We start from the raw sequence: 18,264 nt of genomic DNA, 5'->3' as shown, positions 1-18,264 counted from the left end.
GTCTAAGCCTTGTTCGGCACGGAGTCTCATGAGTCAGCAGCGCACCGGTCACGAAGCCGGGATCACCGGCCGTGTCGGCGCGGTCACTCCCTCGGCGGTCCCGGATTTCCCGGACCTCCCCGAGGCGACGGTGGCCCGCCTGCCCGAGTATCTGCGTGCCCTGCACCACCTCGCCGAGACCGGGCACGACACGGTGTCCAGTGAGGGGCTGGCCAGCGCCGCCGGGGTGAACTCGGCCAAGCTGCGCAAGGACCTCTCTCACCTCGGGTCGTACGGCACCCGCGGCGTCGGCTACGACATCGAGCCCCTGGTCGGCCAGATCGAGTACATCCTCGGCCTGAACATGCGCCGCGCCGTCGCCCTGGTCGGCGTCGGTAACCTCGGCCACGCGCTGGCCGGGTACGCCGGCTTCGCCAGCCGCGGCTTCCGTATCGCCGCGCTGTTCGACGCGGATCTCAGCCGGGTCGGCGAGCTGATCAACGGCCTCGCGGTCCGGCACGTCGCCGACATCCCCGAGGTCGTGAAGACCGAGGGCATCTCCATCGCCGTGCTCGCCACGCCCGCCGGGGCCGCCCAGGCGGTCGCCGACCAGCTCGTCGCGGCCGGTGTCACCAGCATCCTGAACTTCGCCCCGGTCGTGCTGAACGTGCCGGAGCAGGTGGACGTCCGCAAGGTCGACCTGGCGGTCGAGCTGCAGATCCTTTCGTTCCACGAGCACCGCAAGTCGGCCCGTAACGGGGCCGACCAGAACGGCTCAGGGGCCCGCAACGGGGCCGACCAGAACGGTGCCGAGGCGCGCAACGGCGCCAAGGGCACGACGTCGCGGGGACGGGTGGCCCGCGTCATCGCGGAGGTCAACGGCACGGCGGTGGCCGCGCGGGGGGAGGTGGCCGCGTGAACCTGATCGTGGTCGGCGCGTCGTACCGGACCGCGCCCGTGGAGCTGCTGGAGCAGCTGTCCCGGGTCGACGGCCCGCAGGCGCTGCCGAAACTGCTGTCCGGCGGCGAGCTGGCCGAGGCCGTGGTGGTCTCCACCTGCAACCGGGTGGAGGTCTACGCCGCGGTCCCCGCGTTCCACGCCGGTCTCAGCCGCCTCGGCGAGGTGCTGTCCGAGCTGTCCGGCGTGCCCGCCGAGCAGCTCGCGAACACCCTCTACGTGCACCACGGCCAGGACGCCGTGCGCCACGTGTTCCGGGTCGCGGCCGGGCTCGACTCGATGGTGGCCGGCGAGGCCCAGATCCTCGGCCAGCTCCGCGAGGCGTACCAGCAGTCGACCGAGGCCGACGCGACCGGCAAGGTGCTGCATGAGCTGCTGCAGCAGGCGCTGCGGGTGGGCAAGCGGGCGCACGCCGAGACCGGCATCGACCACGCCCCCCGCAGCATGGTCAGCGCCGCGCTGGATCACGCCGTCACCGCCGCCGACGGCGACTGGCTGGTGGTGGGCGCGGGTGCGATGGGCGCGCTGAGCGTCGCCGAGCTGACCCGCCGCGGCGCGGGCACGGTCACCGTGCTCAACCGCGGCCTGGACCGGGCGCAGCGGCTGGCCGACGCGTACGGCTGCGCCGCCGCCCCGATGGACCGGCTGCCCGAGCTGCTGGCCACGGCCGACGTGGTGATCACCGCGACGGCGTCGGCCGAGCACGTGCTCACCGTGGAGAACGTCGGAGCGGCGCGCGCCGGGTCTCCCAAGATCCTGACTATCATCGATCTGGCGCTGCCGCGCGACGTCGAGCCGGCGGTCGCCGCTCTCGACGGGGTGCGGCTCGTCGACGTCGCGCGCTTGGGCACCGTGCTCGATCCGGGCGCGGCCGGGGCTCCGGTCTGCCGCCGCTCGGCCGCCGACCGCGAGGTCGCGGCGGTGGAGGAGATCGTCGCGGGCGAGGTCGAGACGTATGCGAGCTGGCTGCGCGGCGCCGAGGTGGCGCCGACGGTCGCCGCGCTGCGGGCGCGGGCCGAGGACGTGGTCAGCGCGGAACTGCGCCGGCTCGCCCAGCGCCGCAGCGACCTCACCGACGAGCAGCGCGCCGACGTGGCGCACACCGTGCACCGGATCGTGCAGCGGCTGCTGCACCAGCCGACCGTGCGGGTGCGCCAGCTCGCCGCCGAGCCCGGTGGTGAGGCGTACGCGCGCCTGCTGCGTGACCTGTTCGACCTTTCGGTGATCCCCGGATCGCCGGACCACACGACCGTCGCCGACGTGCCGGATCTGAAGGGGGGTGCCTGATGGGTACCAAGCTCCGCCTCGGCACCAGGGGCAGCGCCCTCGCCATGGCGCAGTCCCAGACCGTGGCCGACCTGGTCACCGAGGTGACCGGGCAGCCGGTCGAGCTAGTGGAGATCACCACCGCGGGGGACCGGTCCACCGCGCCGGTGCAGCAGCTCGGCGTGGGCGTGTTCGTGTCCGCGCTGCGGGACGCGCTGCTCGCGAAGGAGATCGACTTCGCGGTGCACTCGTACAAGGACCTGCCCACCGCGCCCGCGGACGGCCTGGCCATCGCGGCCGTGCCGGAGCGGGCCGACCCGCGCGACGCGCTCGTCGCCCGCGACGGGCTGACCCTGGCCGAGCTGCCCGCCGGCGCCGTCATCGGCACCGGGGCGCTGCGCCGCATCGCGCAGATCGCGGCGCTCGGCATGCCCGTGACCACCGTGCCCATCCGCGGCAACGTGGACACCCGCCTGCGCAAGGTCGCCGACGGCGAGCTGGACGCGGTCGTGCTGGCCCGCGCCGGGCTGGCCCGGCTGGGCCGCGCGGGCGAGGTCACCGAGATCCTGGACCCGATGCTGATGCTGCCTGCGCCCGCCCAGGGTGCGCTGGCCGTCGAGTGCCGGTCCGCAGATACCGACCTGGTCGAGGCCCTGGCGGCGCTCGACCACCGGGCCACCCGGGCGGCGGTCACCGCCGAGCGGGCTTTCCTGGCCACGCTGGAGGCAGGGTGCAGCGCACCCGTCGCCGCGCTGGCCGAAGTGACCGAAGACGACGAGATCTACCTGCGCGGTGCGGTGATCAGCGTGGACGGGCGGTTCGCCCTCCGGCTGTCACGCACCGGAACGCTCGCCGACGCCGAGGAGATCGGTCGCGCGCTCGCCGCCGACCTGCTCGAAGACGGTGCCGAGAATGTACTTGGGAGTGCAGAATGACCCGCACCCGTAAGCCCGCCGGGCACGTCGCGTTCGTCGGGGCCGGACCCGGCGACCCCGGACTGCTCACCCGCCGTGCGTACGACACGCTGCTCGAGGCCGACCACATCGTGTACGACCGCAGCGTGCCCGACGCGCTGCTGGACACGCTGAAGGCCGAGACCGGCGAGCAGACCGAATACAGCCCCGCCGAGGGTGTGCCCGGCGACGTGGCGAAGGTGCTGCTGTCGGAGGCGCGTTCGGGCCGCAACGCGGTGCACCTGGTGACCGGCGACCCGTTCGGCCACGACGCCGTGGTCAAGGAGGTCCAGGCGGTGGCCCGGACCAACGTGCGCTTCGCCGTGGTGCCCGGGGTGCCGCAGTCGGCCGGTGTCGCGACCTACGCGGGCGTGCCGCTGTCCGGCGTGCGCACCGCCGCCGACGTGGACGACGTGACCACGCTCGACTTCGACGGGCTGGCCGCCGCGGTGCGGCACGGCTCGGTCGCGCTGGCCGTGGACGCGGGCGACCTCGCCTCGGTGCGCGACGGCCTGCTGGCCGCGGGCGTCGACGGCGCCGCCCAGGTGGCCATCACCGGCGACGGCACCGGCGACACGCAGTACACGACCACCTCGTCGGTGGACAGCTTCGTCGCCGCGGCGCTCGGCTTCAGCGGCCGGGTCGTGGTGACGGTCGGCTCGGGCGTCGCCCACCTAGACAAGCTCGGCTGGTGGGAGCGGCGGCCGCTGTACGGCTGGCGCGTGCTGGTCCCGCGCACCAAGGAGCAGGCGGGCGTGATGAGCGCGCGGCTGCGGGCGTACGGCGCGATCCCGTGCGAGGTGCCGACGATCGCGGTCGAGCCGCCCCGGACCCCCGCCCAGATGGAGCGGGCGATCAAGGGCCTGGTCGACGGCCGCTACGCGTGGGTCATCTTCACCAGCGCCAACGCGGTGCGTGCGGTGTGGGAGAAGTTCGGCGAGCACGGCCTCGACGCGCGCCACTTCGGCGGCGTGAAGATCGCCTGCATCGGCGAGGCGACGGCCGAGGCGGTTCGCTCGTTCGGCATCCAGCCGGAGCTGATCCCGGCCGGCGACCAGACCAGCGAGGGCCTGCTGGCCGAGTTCGCGCCGTACGACGAGATCTTCGACCCGGTGGGCCGGGTGCTGCTGCCCCGCGCCGACATCGCGACCGAGACGCTGGCCGCCGGGCTGACCGAGCGCGGCTGGGAGGTCGACGACGTCACGGCGTACCGGACGGTCCGCGCGGCGCCGCCGCCGGAGGAGATCCGCAACGCCATCAAGTCGGGTGGGTTCGACGCGGTCCTGTTCACGTCCAGCTCGACCGTGCGTAACCTCGTCGGCATCGCCGGCAAGCCGCACCAGCGCACGGTCGTGTCGGTGATCGGCCCGAAGACGGCGGAGACCGCGATCGAGTTCGGCCTGCGCGTCGACGTGCAGCCCGAGCACGCCTCGGTGCCCGACCTGGTCGAGGCGCTCGCCATGTACGCCGTCGAGCTGCGCGAGCGGCTGGCCGCGATGCCCGCCAAGCAGCGCCGCGGCTCCAAGGTGCAGGGCCCGACCGCCCTGCGGTTCCGCTAGGTCACGAGATCGGCGCGTCCTCGATCACCACTGGGGACGCGCCGAAACCGACAGCCAGGGAGTGCCCGATGTCCTTCCCGAACGTGCGGCCCCGCCGGCTGCGCACCACCGCGGCGATGCGGCGCATGGTCAGCGAGACCAGGCTGCACCCGGCAGAGCTGATCCTGCCGCTGTTCGTGAAGGAGGGCATCACCGAGCCGCGCCCGGTGAAGTCCATGCCCGGCATCGTGCAGCACTCCCGCGAGTCGCTGCGCAAGGCCGTCGCCGAGGCGGCCCAGGCGGGCGTCGGCGGCGTCATGCTGTTCGGCATCCCGACCGAGAAGGACGCCGTCGGCTCCGGCGGCATCGACCCGTCCGGCATCCTCAACGTCGCGATCCGGGACGTGGTGAGCGAGGTCGGCGACAGCGTCGTGGTGATGAGCGACCTGTGCCTGGACGAGTTCACCTCGCACGGGCACTGCGGCCTGGTGCGCCCCGACGGCTCGGTGGACAACGACGCGACGCTGTCCGCGTACGCCCGGATGGCGGTGGCCCAGGCCGCGGCCGGGGTCCACGTGGTCGGCCCGTCCGGCATGATGGACGGCCAGGTCGCCGTGGTCCGCCGCGCCCTCGACGAGGCCGGGTTCCGCGACACGAGCATCCTGGCGTACGCCGTGAAGTACGCCTCCGCCTTCTTCGGCCCGTTCCGCGACGCGGTCGAGTCGTCGCTGGAGGGCGACCGGCGCAGCTACCAGCAGGACCCGGCGAACCTGCGCGAGTCGCTGCGCGAGGTCGAGCTGGACGTCGCCGAGGGCGCCGACATGGTGATGGTGAAGCCGGGCCTGCCGTACCTCGACGTGATCTCCGCGGTGCGCGACCGGGTCGACGTGCCCGTCGCGGCGTACCAGGTCAGCGGCGAGTACGCGATGGTCGAGGCCGCGGCCGCCAATGGCTGGCTCGACCGCGACCGGGTGATGATGGAGACGCTGTACTCCATCCGCCGCGCGGGCGCGCAGCTGATCCTCACCTACTGGGCCGTCGACGCCGCCCGCCGCCTGCGCGCCGAGTTCTAGCCGCCCCACGGGTGGCGTGGGTCTCGGGGCGGACAGTCATGATCGGAGTTTCGTGTCCAAAGCTGGGGTCTGACCACAGGTTCTGACACGAGACAGCGATCTTCGCGCCTGCCGGCCGCTTCCGGCGTCAGCTGCAGCAGCCGCCGCCGCAGCAGCCGCCACCGCCGGACGGGGCAGGCGCGGGGGAGCCGGCGCCCGCGCGGCCGGCGAGGCCGACGGTGGTCAGCAGCTTCACGGTGTCGTCGTGACCGGCCGGGCAGGGCGCGGGGTCGCCCGCGGCCACCATCGGCCGGTTCACCTCGAACGTGTCGCCGCAGGCGCGGCAGCGGAAGTCGTAGCGTGGCATCGGATCAGCTTATGCCCAGGCGGTGGGCCAGTTCCAGGACGTCGCCCTCGTACTCCAGCCATTGACGATCGGCGACGAAGCCCAGCTCCTGGTTGACCTTGATGAGCGGCTCATTGATGGCGGCGTTCCAGGTCTGCACCTCGGTGAGCTTCGGCTCGGCCGAGCGCAGCTCGAACAGCATGCGCGCCTTGATGGCGCGGCCCACGCCGTAGCCGCGGTGCCGGGGCACGACGACGGTGTCGTACTGGTCGGCGCGGCCGGGGCGCTGGGCGGGCACGACGACCTCGGTCAGGCCGGCCACCTCGCCGGTCTTCTCCTGGACCGCGACCACCACGTAGAGCTTGAGCCCACGCGCGGCCAGCGTGTGCAGGCTGGCCTGCAGCCGCTCCGGCTCGTACGAGCTGGGCCGCAGCTCCAGGTCGCCGAGGTCGTAGTTCTCGCGCACCTCGGCCTTGGCCGCCGCGTACGGCGCGATCAGGTGCTCGGGCGGCCCGTCGGCGTAGAACTCGATCTGATACCCGGCGCCCACGCCGCCGGCGAGGTCGCCGAGCGTGAACCAGTCGACCGTGTCCAGCCGCAGCACGCTGCGGATCTCGGTGAAGGCGAGCATGAAGCCGTACGACGTGTAGAAGTCGACCGCGACGGTGCCGCCGGCCACCTCCACGCCCAGGGTGGTGAAGTTGTGCCGCAGGGCCGTCCGGACCTGCTCGACGAGCAGGGCGCGGCCGATGTTCTGGCGGCGCGCCTTGGGGTGGACCAGAATCTCGACGACGCCGATGTCTCCGAGCAGGAGGATGCTGCCCGCGCCCAGCGGCGGCACGCCCCGCGCGGCGTCCCCCTCGTGCTCCTCGACCAGCCACATCAGCTTGCGTTCACCGGGCATGGTGACCGCCAGGTAGTCGCGCATCATGCCGTCTTGCCACAGCGGATCATCAGGTAGGTCGACCGCCGACACCTCGTTGAGGAGGGCTACCAGAGAGGTGATCTCAGTGGCGGCGGCGGTACGGGGATCCCATTCGCGCACCTTCACCTGTCCAGCTTGCACATTGGGAACGCGAAACGGAAGGGTCCCACCTGTCATCGTATGCAAACCATTACTCTGAGTGTCGGTTGATGGCAGCTGCGGTGGCACACGGTAGTGTTATGGGCCGTTTCGCTGATCTGTGCCCGGACGTCCGGATGCTTACGCCTGGCTGCTCCGGCCGTACGCCTGCGCCGTGTCGTACACCTTCTGCAGGTACACCCCGACGTTGTTGTACGACAGCACCACGGACTTCCAATTGGCGACGACCGACAGGTCCTTGCCCGAGGCGCAGAGGTAGTACGCCGCGGCCAGTGACGCGTCGTCGAGATCGTGGGGATCGGCGAGCTGGTCGTTGTCCGCGTCGACCGCGTACGCCACCCAGGTCGACGGGATGAACTGCATCGGCCCGACGGCGTGGTCCCACTTCTTGTCGAAGTCGAGCGTGCCCGCGTCGGTGTCCGCGATGCGCTTGTTGTTCTTCGTGCCGTCCAGGGCCGGCCCGAGGATCGGCGGCAGCGCCTTGGCGTCCTCGCCGAGCTTGGCGCCCTTGGTGCGGCCGTGGTCGGACTCGATCTTGCCGATCGCCGCGAGCGTGGTCCAGCGCAGCTTGCAGGTGGGCTTGGTGGAGGTCAGCACCCACTCGGCGTACGCGTACGCCTGCAGCGCGGTCACCGGCACGTTGACCTTCGGCGAGGCGGCCTCCGCCCAGCGGCGGAACGCCTCGGCGGGGCGGGCCGCCGGGCTCGCCGAGGCCGTCGCGGTGGGCATGGGCGAGAAGCTCGGGCTCGGCGTCTCGCTGGAGGGCGCCTCGCTGGAGGCCGAGGGCTCCGCGGCGGCCGGGGGCTTCGCGCCGCCCAGCGCCGGGATCAGCAGCGCGCCGGTCACCGTCGCCGCCGTCACCAGCGCGACCAGCGTGCCCGCGATGGTGGTGAGCCGCCCCACCGGCCGCCGTGACTCGCGCACCACGGCCCGCCCGGCGTCCATCGCGGCCGAGCGCAGCCGCACCAGCGCCTGTCCAACGGAGACCGTCTCAGCGGGCGGCGCGCCCTCAGCCGCCGTGGTCGCGGCGGCAGCGGGCGCGGCGGGGGGCTCGTGGCCCGGCGCCGTCGCCTCGTTCTTGTCCTCCCCGTCACGCACGCGTCCGAGTATGCCTTGCCCGCGCCCGGCTCGTCATGCGCACGAGGTGTCCGTCGGGTGATCCGGTTGTGACCTGACGGACCACATCCGCCCCGCGGTGTCGTCGTTACGACGGTTGGCAGCTCGACACGCGAGTGATCGTCTGCTTCGGTCCGAGGTGGTGGCACCTCGGGCGGCTCGATCAACCCGTTCTCACGATGTCCCGCGCAGGTGGGGGTACGGCAGCATGAACCGCGACTTCCAGGGGGGCGGAGGTTATCCGCGCGTGCCGCAGCGTTCACACCTGCCGCGTGGGCAGGTGACGTTCTTGTTCACCGACATCGAGGGCTCGACCCGACTGGCCCAGATGCTCGGTGACGGCTATCGGCCGGTGCTCCACGAGCATCGGCGGGTGCTGCGCGCCGTCCTCGCGTCCGCCGGCGGCGTGGAGCTGTTCACCGAGGGCGACTCCTACTTCTTCGCCTTCGCCGACGCGGCGACCGCCGTGGAGGCCTGTGCGGGCGCGCAGCGGGCGCTCGACGCGCACGCCTGGGCGGACCCGCAGGCACAGCCGAAGGTCCGGATGGGACTGCACACCGGCTTCGCCGAGCCGCACGGCCGCGAGTACGCCAGCCCCGAGGTGCACCGCGCGGCCCGGGTCGCGGCGGCCGCGCACGGCGGCCAGATCCTGCTGTCCGCCTCCACCGCCGAGGCCGCCACCAGCCTGCCCGACCAGGCCTGGCTGCTCGACCTGGGGCTGCACCGGCTGCGCGGCTTCGACGGCCGGGAACGTCTCTTCCAGCTGGTCGCCCCCGACCTGGAGCAGCACTTCCCCCGTCCGCGCACCGAACGCACCGCGCCGCACAACCTGCCCTGCCCGCTGACCTCCTTCGTGGGCCGCACCGCCGAACGCGCCGAGCTGGCCGAGCTGCTGTCGGCGCACCGGCTGGTGACCGTGGTGGGCGCGGGCGGCGCGGGCAAGAGCCGGCTGGCCGTCGCGGTCGCGCACGACCTCATCGAGTCCTATCCGGACGGCATCTGGTCGGTCGATCTGGCCACGGTGACCGACCCGGGGCTGCTGGCGTTCACCATCGCCACGGTGCTGGGGCTGCGCCCGGAGCCGGGCCGCCCGGTCTCGGAGACCCTGGTGGAGCACGCCTCCACCCGCCGCCTGATGCTGGTGCTGGACACCTGCGAGGCGCAGCTCGGGGTGGTGGCGGCGCTGATGGCGCAGCTGCTGGCCGGGGCGCGGGAGGTCACCGTGCTCGCCACCAGCCGGGAGCCGCTCGGCATCCCGGGCGAGCTGGTCTGGCGTATCCCGTCGCTGTCCCTGGCCCCTGCCGACGGCGGCCTGAGCGACGCGGTGACACTGCTGGCCGAGCGCACCGCCGCGGCCCGCGGTGGGCGCGCGGTCGAGCCCGCCGAGCTGGCCGACCTGGCCCGGGTCGCGGCCCGGCTGGACGGCCTGCCGCTGGCCATCGAGCTGGCCGCGGCGCGGCTGCGGGTGCTGTCCGGCAGCGAGCTGGCGGCGCGGCTGCACGCCGAGCTGACCGCGGAGGAGAGCGACCCGCTGCGGGCGCTGGACGCGGGCGCCTCGCCGTCCGGCGCGCACGCCCGGCACGCCACCATGCAGGCCACCGTCACCTGGTCGTACCGCACGCTCACGCCGGAGGCGGCGCGGCTGCTGCGCTGGATGTCGGTGTTCGCCGGGCCGGTGCGGCTGTCCAGCGTGCAGTGGCTGATGGACGGCGACCCGCTCGACGCGCTCACCGTGCTGGTGGACAAGTCGCTGGTGCAGGCCGAGCCGGGCGCGCAGGGCACGACGTACCGCATGCTCGACCCGATCCGCGGCTACGCCGCGCGGCGGCTGGCCGAGCACGGCGAGGAGGCGGCGGCCCGGGACCGGCACGTGGCCTGGGCGCTGCGCGCCCTGCACAGCGTCGGCAGGGGTGCGGACGGGCAGCCGGTGACGCTGTCGCTGTACTCGATCGACCCGCTCGCCGCCGAGCTGCGGACCGCGCTGCGCTGGTGCGGCACCGGCGGCAGCGCCCGCTCCGGCCTGCACATCTCGGCCGGGCTGGACCAGTGGTGGCGCGAGCGGGGGCTGGCGCGGGAGGGCCGGCTGTGGCTGTTCCGGCTGTACGCGCGGCTGTCCGAGACCGGCGAGCAGGTGGCCGACGCGGAGCTGGCGCGGGCGTACCACGCGCACTCCGGGCACGCCGCCGTGGACGGGGAGTTCGCCGAGGAGCTGCGCTTCAGCCGCCGGGCCGAGGCGTCCGCCCGGCGGGCCGGCGATCCGGGCCTGCTGGCGCGGGTGCTGGCCGGGCGGTCGGGCGCGCTGCGGCACGCGGGCAGACCCGACGAGGCCGAGACGGCCTGCCGGGAGGTGATCGCCTGGGCCACCCGCTACGAGGTGGCGCCGGACGCGCTGTTCGCCGTGTGCAACCTGGCCGAGCTGCTGTGGCTGCGCGGCGCGCTGGACGAGGCGGCGGCGCTGCTTGCCGCCTCCCGCCAGCTGGAGCAGCTCCGCCCGGCCGAGCGCGGCCGCCGCACGCTGGACCTGCTGCTGGGCATGGTGGCGCTGCGCCGGGGCGACCTGGTGGCCGCGCACGAGCACCTGACCGTGGCGCTGCGCTCGCGCATGGCGTACGGCTTCCAGGGCCGCGCCTGCGTCGCGATCAAGGCGATGGCGGCGCGCTGCGTGCAGGGGGGCGACCCGACGACGGCGGCGATGCTGTTCGGCGCGGCGGAGCAGGCGACGGTCCGGCTGCACTGCGGCCCCGGCATCTTCGCCGCCTACTGGGCCGCGCAGCAGGAGGCGGCCCGCGCCGCGCTGGGCGACGCGGTGTTCGACGAGGCGTACGCCCAGGGCGCGGCGCTGTCGCTGGGCGAGACGGCGTCGCTGGCGCTCGCGGTCGAGCACCCGGACATGGCGGTGGACTCCAGCCGCTTCGCCGAGCTGCCCAGCGGCTCCTGAGGCGAAGACGAGACCGCGCGGCCTTCCCGGAGACGGATCGGGAAGCCCGCGCGGTCTTTCACGGTGGGAGCGGGTCGTCAGCCCTCGGCGGCGGCGGCGCGCAGCGCGCTCTCCTTCATGCGCTGGGCACGCGCGATGTCGGCCTTGCTCACGGCGACGCTGCCGAAGTTCTTCACGGCCTGGTAGTACGTCCAGGCCAGGCTGTAGCAGGCGGGCCGCACGACCACGTTGTACGTGGCGCACTTGCGCTTGAGGTCCTCGTAGAACGCGCTGTCGAGGCGGGCCTTGTTCGCGGAGAACTGGCCCATCTCCTTGTAGTTGCGGTAGCCGAAGTCGTGCCGGTAGCAGGACAGCTTGAAGTCGAACCCGATCGGGTTGTCCGGGCTCGACGAGCAGTAGTCGGTGCTCCAGTTGAAGGCGTACGCCGACCACGCGCCCTGGTTCTGCCGGGCGCTGTTCCATGCGTTGTAGCTGGTCGAGCTGGTCTGGGTCCAGCTGGACAGGACGGACAGCTTCTCCGCCGTGGTCACGGCGGCGGCCGGCGACGCGGTTGCCAGTACGGCGATCGCGGCGACGGCTGGGACGAGGAGCATGCGCAGGCGGGACATGGCTTCACCTCGGCTGACGGGGTCGTCGGGGGTACAACGAGCCGGTGTTCCGATGCCGGGGTATGCATCGGTGGGCCTGAATGTAGTCGTTGCCGCGATGTTTCGGAAGTGTTGATTTCAACCACCTGCCCACAGGCAGAAGGAAGGGCACCTTCTTATCGCTATGCGTATAAGAAGGTGCCCTTCTTAACCGGAGCGCCGGATCACGGCGTTCCCGGGCTCAGCGCCCCCAGGTCACGGCACGAAGCGGGCCGGGCTGGGGAACGACTCGTTGTACAGCCGGTCCAGCGAGGTCACGAAGTACGTGTACCGCTGTCCCGCCACCGCCGAGGTGTCCGTGAAGGACGTGCCCCGGGTGGTGCCGACCAGGTTGGTCGCGTCGGCCAGGTCGCAGCCCGTGGGCAGCAGCTTCAGCCCGTCGAACCGGTACACCGCGTACGACGCCGCCTCGCCGAACGGCCCGGCGTTGTTCGCCAGCGGCTGCCACTGCAGCGCCACGCCCGCGTCGCCGCGGTCGGCCTTGGTGACGACCGGGAACAGCAGCGGCTTGCTGGGCAGGTGCGTCATGGCCGGGACCAGCGACGGCTTCGAGTAGTGCTCCGCCGCGTACAGGTCGGTGGCCCCGATCCGGTTCGCCCGCACCTGCACCGCGCTGAAGTGCACGTTGCCGGCCACGTTGTAGTCGCGGTTGAACGTCAGGTGCCTGCTCATCTCGGCCGGGTCGAACCACGCCGCGGGCTGCCCCGCGGTCGCGATCTTGTAGTCGGCCTGGCCGATGTAGAGCTGCGTGTTCGTGCCGGTGACCACGTCCGACCACCACGGCACCAGCTTGGCGTAGTCGGCCACGGCCAGCCCGATGTTCCAGTAGACCTGCGGCACGATGTAGTCCAGCCAGCCCTCCTTCACCCACTTGCGGGTGTCGGCGAAGTTGGCGTCGTAGGACTGGGTGCCGTTGGTCTCCGAGCCGAGCGGGTCGGCCGCCTTGTTGCGCCAGATGCCGAACGGGCTCACGCCGAACTTGACCCACGGCTTGGCGGCCTTGATGCGCTGGCTCATCTCGTGCACCAGCAGGTCGATGTTGTTGCGCCGCCAGTCCGCCTTGCTGGCGAAGCCGGCCCCGTACTGCTCGAACGTGGCCTGGTCGGGGAAGTCCTGACCGGCGGCCGGGTACGGGTAGAAGTAGTCGTCGAAGTGGACGCCGTCGATGTCGTAGTTCTCGACCGCGTGCATCATCGCGTCCTGCACGTGCTGGCGGACCTCGGGGATGCCGGGGTTGTAGTAGAGCCGGCTGCCCGCGGCGTTGACGGGGTAGGCCAGCGCCCAGTCCGGGTGCTGGCGAGCGGGGTGGTTGGGAGCCAGGTTGTTCACGTCGGTGCCCGCGCCGAGCCCGCTCGCGCTGGTCGGCATCGAGATCCGGTACGGGTTGAACCAGGCGTGGAACTCGAGGTTGCGGGCGTGCGACTCCGCGACCAGGAAGGCCAGCGGGTCCCAGCCGGGGCCGACGCCGTCGCGCTTGCCGGTCAGCCATTCCGACCAGGGCTCGTACGGCGAGGGCCAGAAGGCGTCGGCGGTCGGCCGGACCTGCACGACCACCGCGTTGTGGTTCAGGCGCTGCGCGAGGTCGAGCCAGGCGCGATACTCGGCCTTGAGCTCCTCCTCGGCCTTGCCCGCGGCACTCGGCCAGTCGATGTTGACCACGCTGGCGATCCACATGGCCCGGAACTGCCGCTTGGGCAGTGCGGGGTTGAGCGTGCAATCCGCGGTCGCGGTGGGGGCCGGCGTCACGGCGAGGGGCTCGGCCTGCGCGCCACCGGGGGCGAGCAGGGTGCCGAGCAGCGCCGTCGCGAACGCCGCCGCGATCAGTCTTCCGCGCATGAGAATTCCTCCGATAGTCATGTGCAGTACGAAGAAAACTTTCACCTCCTGCTCAAGAACGCAAGCCCCTCGATCCTTAAGGTTCCCGAGGATCGCTCACCTGCCGCTACGATCTGGCGGGCGGCGCAGGCCGCTCCGTGGACACGTGGGGAGCAGCAACCATGTCCTACCCCGACTACCGGCGCGACGAGCCGGACGGCTATCCGCAGGACGCCTGGGGCCGCGACACCGAGTCCGGCCGGCACGGGCAGCAGGAGCCGCCGACGGGCGGGACATATCCCCAGCAATACGGATATCCCCAGCAGAACGCCGGTTATCCACAACAGGGCGGCTATCCACAGCAAAGCGGTTATCCACAGGCCGGTGGGCGGTCCGGATACGGCGCCCCCGCGCAGCCCGCCGGCTATCCACAGCAGGACCACCCCGTCTCCGGTGGTTATCCCCAGCCCGGTGGCAATCCCCAGCCCGGGGGATATCCACAGCCTGGTGGGTATGGCGCACCGCCCGCCCAGGGCGCCCAGAGCGGCTACGGCCAGCCGGGCGGGTACGGCCAACAGGGCGGCTACGGCCAACAGAGCGGCTACGGCCAACAGAGCGGCTACGGGCAGCAGGGCGGCTACGGCCAACCGGGCGGCTACGGGCAGCAGGGCGGCTACGGGCAGCCTGGCGGCCGTCCGGGCGGTGCCCCCGGCTACGGACAGCCCGGCAGCCGCCCCGAGCCCGGCGGCTTCCTGGACGGGGCGGACGGCGACTACGACGACCCGTTCCCGGACCACAAGCCGCGCAAGCGCCGCTACGAGCCGGAAGCGGCCCCGCGCAAGTCACGCAAGGGCCTGTGGATCACGCTGATCGTGCTGCTGGTGGTGTGCGGCGGCGGTGGCGGCGCGGGGGCGTACCTCGTGCTCAGCGGGGTCAAGGAGAAGGTCGACGAGGCCGCGAGCATCTCGGTGAAGGAGCCCGCGCAGCTCGGCGGGCGGGAGAAGAACACCACGCCCGAGCTGGTGAAGCTGGCCGACGAGATGCGCGCCGAGATGTCGAAGGACCTGCCGAACATGACCGGCGCCGCGGCGGCGTACTACGGCACGCTGGAGGAGAAGAACCTGGCCATGGTCTTCGCGGCGGCGGTGCTGAACCCGAGCCCCGAGAGCGCGATGAAGGCGTTCACCGAGGGCCTGGGCGGCGAGCTCGGCGTCACCGGCGAGTGGGCGCAGGTGCCGCCGGGCCCGCTCGGCGGGCTCGCCAGGTGCACGTCGGCGACGATCGAGAAGATGCCGGTCGCGATCTGCGTGTGGAGCGACGGCGGCAGCCAGGGCGCGATCATCTACTACCAGAAGAAGGCCGACGAGGTGCAGGACAAGTTCGCCGGCGACCGGGCCCAGCTGGAGACGCGCCTCGAACCCGAGGACTGAGGTCCCCTGACGAGAAAAGGCCCCGCTCACCTGAGCGGGGCCTTTTTCAGACGTGCCGGGCGGTCAGAGGATCGTCCAGGTGTCGCCGGAGTTGAGCAGGGCGGCCAGGTCGGCCTCGGGCTCGCCGGCCTTGGCCTTCGCCGCGTCGAGCTGGTTGCGCACCAGCTCGTCGTAGGACGGGCGGCGCACCGAACGGAACACGCCCACCGGGGTGTGCCGCAGGTCCGGCCCGGCCAGCCGGGACAGCGCGAAGGCGTACGCCGGGTCCTCGGCGTGCGCGTCGTGCACCAGCACCTCGGCCGGGTCGACGTCGGCCTTCTCCCGCACGGCCAGCCCGAAGCTGCCCGCCGGGTGCGTGACCACGTGGGAGCCGTCGTTGCCGAGCGTGATCGGCTGCCCGTGCTCCAGCCGGATCAGGTACGCGTCGCGAGTCTCCGGGTCCTTGAGCACCTCGAACGCGCCGTCATTGAAGATGTTGCAGTTCTGGTAGATCTCCACGAAGGCCGAACCCTGGTGCTCGGCGGCCTGGCGCAGCACCGACTGCAGGTGCTTGCGGTCGGAGTCGATGGTGCGGGCCACGAACGAGGCCTCGGCGCCCAGCGCCAGCGAGATCGGGTTGAACGGGGCGTCGGACGAGCCGCCCGGCGTCGACTTCGTGATCTTGCCGAGCTCGCTGGTGGGCGAGTACTGCCCCTTGGTCAGGCCGTAGATCTTGTTGTTGAACAGCAGGATCTTCAGGTTGACGTTGCGGCGCAGCGCGTGGATCAGGTGGTTGCCGCCGATGGACAGCGCGTCGCCGTCACCGGTGACCACCCACACGGTCAGGTCCGGGCGCGACACCGACAGGCCGGTGGCGATCGCCGGGGCGCGGCCGTGGATCGAGTGCATGCCGTACGTGTTGAGGTAGTACGGGAAGCGCGAGGAGCAGCCGATGCCCGAGACGAAGACCGTGCGCTCGCGAGGGATGCCCAGCTCGGGCAGGAAGGTCTGCATCGCGGCCAGGATCGCGTAGTCACCGCACCCGGGGCACCAGCGCACCTCCTGGTCGGACTTGAAGTCCTTCGCCGACAGCTGGACCGGCACCGCGTTAGACATTCTTGATCACTTCCTCGAGCATGGTCTCCAGCTGGGTGGAGGTGAAGGGAAGACCACGGACCTGGTTGTAGCTCACGATGTCGACCAGGAAGCGCGCCCGGAGCACCTGTGCGAGCTGGCCCAGGTTCATCTCGGGCAGGACCACCTTGTCGTACGCGGCCAGCACCTCGCCCAGGTTCTTCGGCAGCGGGTTGAGGTGCCGCAGGTGCGCCTGCGCGATGTTCACCCCGCGCTGGCGCAGCGCACGGGCCGCGGCGCCGATCGGGCCGTAGGTCGAGCCCCAGCCCAGCACCAGCACCTTCGCCTCGCCCGACGGGTCCTCGACCACCACGTCCGGCACGTCGATCGCCTCGATGCGGGCGGCCCGGGTGCGCACCATGAAGTCGTGGTTGGCCGGGTCGTAGGAGATGTCACCGGTCTTGTCGGCCTTCTCCAGGCCGCCGATGCGGTGCTCCAGGCCCGGCGTGCCCGGCACCGCCCACGGACGGGCCAGCGTCTGCGGATCGCGCAGGTACGGGTAGAACTTGCCGTCCTCGCCGTTGGGGCCGGACGCGAACTCCACCCGCAGGTCCGGCAGGTCGCTGATCTCCGGCAGCAGCCACGGCTCGGAGCCGTTGGCGACGTAACCGTCGGACAGCAGGATGACCGGGGTGCGGTAGGTCAGCGCGATGCGGCAGGCCTCGATCGCGGCGTGGAAGCAGTCGACCGGCGACTGCGCGGCCACCACCGCGACCGGCGCCTCGCCGTGCCGGCCGTGCAGGGCCATGCTCAGGTCGGCCTGCTCGGTCTTGGTGGGCAGGCCGGTGGACGGCCCGGCCCGCTGCACGTCCACGACCACCAGCGGCAGCTCCAGCGCCACCGCCAGCGAGATGGTCTCGCTCTTGAGCGCCACGCCGGGGCCGCTGGTGCTGGTGATGCCCAGCGCGCCGCCGTACGACGCGCCCAGCGCGACGCCGACCGCGGCGATCTCGTCCTCGGCCTGCACCGTGGTCACGCCGAACTTCTTGTGCTTGCTCAGCTCGTGCAGGATGTCCGAGGCCGGGGTGATCGGGTAGGCCCCGAGCACGACCGGGAGCTGGGCCCGCACGCCCGCGGCCACCAGGCCCAGCGCGAGCGCCGTGTTGCCGGTGATGTTGCGGTAGTTGCCGGGCGCCATCTGCGCCGGGGGCACCTCGTAGCGCACCGCGAAGCTCTCGGTGGTCTCGCCGAAGCTCCAGCCCGCCTCGAAGGCGGCCTTGTTGGCGGCGACCAGCTCGGGCCGGGCGGCGAACTTGCGCTCCAGGAACGCCATGGTCGACGCGTGCGGCCGCGAGTAGAGCCAGCTCAGCAGGCCGAGGGCACACATGTTCTTGGCCCGCTCGGCGTCCTTCTTGCTGATCGTGTGGTCGGCCAGCGCGCCCACGGTCATGCTGGTCAGCCCGACCTTGTGCACGTCCCACCCGGCGAGCGAGCCGTCCTCCAGCGGGTTGCCGTCGTAGCCGACCTTCTGCAGGTTGCGCTTGGTGAACTCGTCGGTGTTGACGATGATCGTGCCGCCCTTGGGCAGGTCGGCGAGGTTCGCCTTGAGCGCCGCCGGGTTCATCGCCACCAGCACGTTCGGCGCGTCGCCCGGCGTGAGGATGTCGTAGTCGGCGAAGGCCACCTGGAAGCTGGAGACGCCGGGCAGCGTGCCGGCAGGCGCGCGGATCTCCGCCGGGAAGTTCGGCAACGTGGAGATGTCGTTGCCGAGCTGGGCGGTCTCCGACGTGAACCTGTCGCCGGTGAGCTGCATGCCGTCGCCCGAGTCACCCGCGAAGCGGATCACCACCCGGTCGAGCTGGTGGATCTCCTTTGCGGGATGCCCGGGCTCGCTGAGCTGGCCGGCGGGGCCGGTGCCCTCACGATGTTCGGCCACTGGACGCGACCTCCTGCTTGGGGTGGTGTGCTGTCACTTCTCGATTAAGGTCAGCCTACGTCGGAGGTAGGGAATCGGGGTGACACGGCCCCCCCAGCGAAACCGTGCTGAACGTGATAAACACGACAGCGTCCAGGGGGACGGGTCGCGTACA

Annotated in this window: 14 protein-coding genes; 7 read left to right on the top strand and 7 right to left on the bottom strand. The window is 72.2% G+C overall.

From position 1 onward, the window contains the following. Nucleotides 1-28: 28 nt before the first annotated feature. From Cba03nite_RS04125 to hemB, 5 genes are all read left to right on the top strand, one after another. Complete coding sequence (locus Cba03nite_RS04125; RefSeq protein WP_203741914.1) at nucleotides 29-898, top strand: redox-sensing transcriptional repressor Rex; 870 nt, start codon at nucleotides 29-31, stop codon at nucleotides 896-898. Next, nucleotides 895-2,223: a glutamyl-tRNA reductase gene (locus tag Cba03nite_RS04120; RefSeq protein ID WP_203741912.1), complete on the top strand. Its 1,329-nt coding sequence runs from the start codon at nucleotides 895-897 to the stop codon at nucleotides 2,221-2,223. Before Cba03nite_RS04125 ends, Cba03nite_RS04120 begins: the two co-directional genes overlap by 4 nt. Continuing rightward, nucleotides 2,223-3,137: a hydroxymethylbilane synthase gene (hemC, locus tag Cba03nite_RS04115; RefSeq protein ID WP_203741910.1), complete on the top strand. Its 915-nt coding sequence runs from the start codon at nucleotides 2,223-2,225 to the stop codon at nucleotides 3,135-3,137. The genes Cba03nite_RS04120 and hemC overlap by 1 nt, the downstream gene beginning before the upstream one ends. Continuing rightward, complete coding sequence (locus tag Cba03nite_RS04110) at nucleotides 3,134-4,714, top strand: bifunctional uroporphyrinogen-III C-methyltransferase/uroporphyrinogen-III synthase (protein ID WP_203741909.1); 1,581 nt, start codon at nucleotides 3,134-3,136, stop codon at nucleotides 4,712-4,714. The genes hemC and Cba03nite_RS04110 overlap by 4 nt, the downstream gene beginning before the upstream one ends. 68 nt (nucleotides 4,715-4,782) lie before the next feature. Further along, nucleotides 4,783-5,766, top strand: coding sequence for a porphobilinogen synthase (gene hemB, locus Cba03nite_RS04105; protein WP_203741907.1), 984 nt, complete (start codon nucleotides 4,783-4,785; stop codon nucleotides 5,764-5,766). A 127-nt stretch (nucleotides 5,767-5,893) separates the two neighbouring features. Here the strand turns inward: hemB and Cba03nite_RS04100 are convergent, their stop codons facing one another. The 3 genes from Cba03nite_RS04100 to Cba03nite_RS04090 all read right to left on the bottom strand — a co-directional run bounded on the left by Cba03nite_RS04100 (nucleotide 5,894) and on the right by Cba03nite_RS04090 (nucleotide 8,273). Further along, entirely contained in the window at nucleotides 5,894-6,112 is a 219-nt protein-coding gene (locus Cba03nite_RS04100) for an FmdB family zinc ribbon protein (RefSeq protein ID WP_203741905.1), read from the bottom strand. 4 nt (nucleotides 6,113-6,116) lie between these two features. Beyond that, complete coding sequence (locus tag Cba03nite_RS04095) at nucleotides 6,117-7,142, bottom strand: GNAT family N-acetyltransferase (protein ID WP_239125442.1); 1,026 nt, start codon at nucleotides 7,140-7,142, stop codon at nucleotides 6,117-6,119. A gap of 153 nt (nucleotides 7,143-7,295) precedes the next feature. Beyond that, a complete protein-coding gene (locus tag Cba03nite_RS04090) occupies nucleotides 7,296-8,273 on the bottom strand; it encodes a lytic transglycosylase domain-containing protein (protein WP_203741901.1) in 978 nt (325 codons plus the stop codon). Between the two features lie 265 nt (nucleotides 8,274-8,538). On the opposite strand from Cba03nite_RS04090, the gene Cba03nite_RS04085 reads away from it, so the two are divergent. Next, nucleotides 8,539-11,229, top strand: a complete 2,691-nt coding sequence (locus Cba03nite_RS04085; protein ID WP_203741899.1) for an ATP-binding protein — start codon at nucleotides 8,539-8,541, stop codon at nucleotides 11,227-11,229. Between the two features lie 77 nt (nucleotides 11,230-11,306). On the opposite strand, the gene Cba03nite_RS04080 is transcribed toward Cba03nite_RS04085, so the two are convergent. Then, nucleotides 11,307-11,837 carry a phospholipase gene (locus Cba03nite_RS04080; protein WP_203741897.1) on the bottom strand — a complete coding sequence of 177 codons (531 nt, stop codon included), beginning with the start codon at nucleotides 11,835-11,837 and terminating at the stop codon, nucleotides 11,307-11,309. Between the two features lie 234 nt (nucleotides 11,838-12,071). Beyond that, entirely contained in the window at nucleotides 12,072-13,712 is a 1,641-nt protein-coding gene (locus tag Cba03nite_RS04075) for a glycoside hydrolase family 10-like protein (RefSeq protein ID WP_239125441.1), read from the bottom strand. A gap of 161 nt (nucleotides 13,713-13,873) precedes the next feature. Here Cba03nite_RS04075 and Cba03nite_RS40200 point away from each other — a divergent pair, with 161 nt between their 5' ends. After that, complete coding sequence (locus tag Cba03nite_RS40200; protein ID WP_275411532.1) at nucleotides 13,874-15,121, top strand: hypothetical protein; 1,248 nt, start codon at nucleotides 13,874-13,876, stop codon at nucleotides 15,119-15,121. A gap of 63 nt (nucleotides 15,122-15,184) precedes the next feature. Here the strand turns inward: Cba03nite_RS40200 and Cba03nite_RS04065 are convergent, their stop codons facing one another. Next, nucleotides 15,185-16,216 carry a 2-oxoacid:ferredoxin oxidoreductase subunit beta gene (locus Cba03nite_RS04065; protein WP_203741893.1) on the bottom strand — a complete coding sequence of 344 codons (1,032 nt, stop codon included), beginning with the start codon at nucleotides 16,214-16,216 and terminating at the stop codon, nucleotides 15,185-15,187. Beyond that, on the bottom strand, nucleotides 16,209-18,041 hold the full coding sequence (locus Cba03nite_RS04060; protein WP_275411535.1) for a 2-oxoacid:acceptor oxidoreductase subunit alpha: 1,833 nt from the start codon (nucleotides 18,039-18,041) through the stop codon (nucleotides 16,209-16,211). The genes Cba03nite_RS04065 and Cba03nite_RS04060 overlap by 8 nt, the downstream gene beginning before the upstream one ends. Nucleotides 18,042-18,264 lie beyond the last annotated feature (223 nt).

The sequence above is a fragment of the Catellatospora bangladeshensis genome, assembly GCF_016862575.1.
GTDB classification, from domain to species: Bacteria; Actinomycetota; Actinomycetes; order Mycobacteriales; family Micromonosporaceae; genus Catellatospora; species Catellatospora bangladeshensis.
This window is presented reverse-complemented; position numbering and strand designations above follow the sequence as displayed.